The following is a 1,881-nucleotide window of genomic DNA, read 5'->3' as shown; positions in this document are numbered from 1 at the left end:
TCGCGGCAAGATCAAGAGCGTGCAAAACACGCGCAAGATCACGAAAGCGATGGAGATGGTGGCCGCATCGAAGATGCGCCGCGCTCAGGAGCGCATGCGCGCTGCTCGCCCGTATGCCGACAAGGTCCGCGACATCGCTGCGCACATGAGCCGTGCGAACCCCGAGTATCGTCACCCGTTCATGGTGTCGAACGAAGGCGCGAAGGCGGCCGGCATCATCCTCGTCACGACCGACAAGGGTCTGTGCGGCGGTATGAACACCAACGTGCTGCGCGCGTCGACACAGAAGTTCAAGGAACTCGAAGGCCAGGGCAAGTCGATCGAAGCAACCGCGATCGGCACCAAGGGTCTGGGTTTCCTGAACCGTCTGCGCGCCAAGGTGGTGTCGAACGTCGTGCAACTGGGCGATACGCCGCATCTGGAAAGGCTGATCGGCGCGGTGAAGGTGCAGCTCGACCTGTACTCGGAAGGCAAGGTTTCGGCGGTGTACCTGGCGTACACGCGCTTCGTCAATACGATGAAGCAGGAGCCGGTGATCGAGCAACTGCTGCCGCTGTCGGCGGACCAGTTCGAGCGCAAGGAAGAAGACGGCACGACGCCGAGCACGCAGTGGGACTACATCTACGAGCCGGATGCGCAGGCAGTGGTGGACGAACTGCTGGTGCGTTATGTCGAAGCGCTGGTCTATCAGGCCGTCGCGGAAAACATGGCATCGGAACAGTCGGCGCGAATGGTCGCGATGAAGGCCGCTTCGGACAACGCGAAGACGGTCATCAACGAACTGCAGCTCGTGTACAACAAGAGCCGTCAGGCCGCGATCACGAAAGAACTGTCGGAAATCGTCGGTGGCGCGGCGGCAGTTTGACCTTGATGGTCAGGCAGGCTGCTTCGTGTGCGCCTCGTGGCGCACCCCATCGAAACTGCGCCTTTGCGCGAGTGAAGAATTGAGTATCTAAAGGAAAAGCGATGAGTACTACTGCTTTGGTAGAAGGCAAGATCGTACAGTGCATCGGCGCGGTGATCGACGTGGAATTCCCGCGTTCGGACATGCCGAAGATTTACGACGCGCTCATTCTCGAAGGTTCGGAACTGACCCTCGAAGTCCAGCAACAGCTGGGCGACGGCGTCGTCCGTACCATCTGTCTGGGTGCATCGGACGGCCTGCGTCGCGGTACGGTCGTAAAGAACACGGGCAACCCGATCAGCGTGCCGGTCGGCAAGCCGACCCTGGGCCGGATCATGGACGTGCTCGGTCGCCCGATCGACGAAGCCGGTCCGATCAACTCGAACGTGGTTCGCGGCATTCACCAGAAGGCTCCGGCGTTCGACGAACTGTCGCCGTCGACCGAACTGCTCGAAACCGGCATCAAGGTCATCGACCTGATCTGCCCGTTCGCGAAGGGCGGCAAGGTGGGTCTGTTCGGCGGCGCCGGCGTGGGCAAGACCGTGAACATGATGGAACTGATCAACAACATCGCCAAGGAACACGGTGGTTACTCCGTGTTCGCCGGTGTTGGCGAGCGTACCCGCGAAGGGAACGACTTCTATCACGAAATGAAGGACTCGAACGTTCTCGACAAGGTCGCGCTGGTGTACGGCCAGATGAACGAGCCGCCGGGCAACCGTCTGCGCGTCGCGCTGACCGGTCTGACGATGGCTGAGCACTTCCGTGACGAAGGCCTCGACGTGCTGTTCTTCGTCGACAACATCTACCGCTTCACGCTGGCCGGTACGGAAGTTTCGGCACTGCTCGGCCGTATGCCGTCGGCAGTGGGCTATCAGCCTACTCTGGCTGAAGAAATGGGTAAGCTGCAAGAGCGTATTACGTCGACCAAGACCGGCTCGATCACGTCGGTTCAGGCCGTGTACGTCCCTGCGGAT

Annotated in this window: 2 protein-coding genes; both read left to right on the top strand. The window is 60.8% G+C overall.

Annotated features, from left to right (window positions below; genetic code table 11):
* Positions 1-865 (top strand): F0F1 ATP synthase subunit gamma (gene atpG / locus VGH68_RS28995; RefSeq protein WP_331607177.1); only part of this gene is annotated, 865 nt, incomplete at its 5' end.
* A gap of 101 nt (positions 866-966) precedes the next feature.
* The coding region (gene atpD / locus VGH68_RS28990; RefSeq protein WP_331607176.1) for a F0F1 ATP synthase subunit beta at positions 967-1,881 on the top strand (915 nt) is incomplete at its 3' end.

It is taken from the genome of Paraburkholderia sp., assembly GCF_036488505.1.
In the GTDB taxonomy this organism is placed as follows: Bacteria; Pseudomonadota; Gammaproteobacteria; order Burkholderiales; family Burkholderiaceae; genus Paraburkholderia.
The sequence above is the reverse complement of the archived record's forward strand: the minus strand, read 5'-3'. Positions and strand labels throughout refer to the sequence as shown.